Source organism: Roseomonas acroporae (assembly GCF_023223525.1).
GTDB classification, from domain to species: Bacteria; Pseudomonadota; Alphaproteobacteria; order Acetobacterales; family Acetobacteraceae; genus Roseomonas_E; species Roseomonas_E acroporae.
Genome location: NZ_JALPRX010000298.1, coordinates 1 through 417, shown reverse-complemented (window position 1 = coordinate 417; position 417 = coordinate 1). Strand labels below are relative to the sequence as shown.

At 66.7% G+C, this 417-nt stretch carries 2 pseudogenes; one reads left to right on the top strand and one right to left on the bottom strand.

What is annotated here, in order from left to right:
* Nucleotides 1-223: pseudogene (locus M0638_RS28620) on the top strand (hypothetical protein); the annotation flags it as partial.
* A 7-nt stretch (nt 224-230) separates the two neighbouring features.
* Here M0638_RS28620 and M0638_RS28615 read toward each other — a convergent pair.
* Nucleotides 231-417: pseudogene (locus tag M0638_RS28615) on the bottom strand (DDE-type integrase/transposase/recombinase); the annotation flags it as partial.

Here is a 417-nt window from a genome sequence, read left to right as displayed (position 1 = left end):
TCAGGATCCACCGGAACAGCCGATCGCGATCACCGGAATACGCATGCTGCGGCAGTACTTCCCGAAGGGTACGCATCTCGGCGCCCATGGCGCGGACGACCTCAGGGCAGTGGCCGCCACGCTCAACGGCCGGCCGCGCAAGACGCTAGTCTGGAAGACGCCCACCGAGGCCCTGGACGCCGTGCTGCTAGCAGGTCAGGCTGGTGTTGCAACGACCAGTTGAACCCGGGTTGAACCCCGCGATCGCTGTGCAGGATCAGACTCCTGGCAGAGTGGCAGCGCTGCAGGGCCATGACCAGGGCGCCGATGCAGAGTTCCGCCCGGAGGTGGTCGGCCATCGACCAGCCGACGATCTGGCGCGTGGCCATGTCTTTGATCGCGGCCAGGTACAGCCAGCCCTCGTCGGTGGGCAGGTAG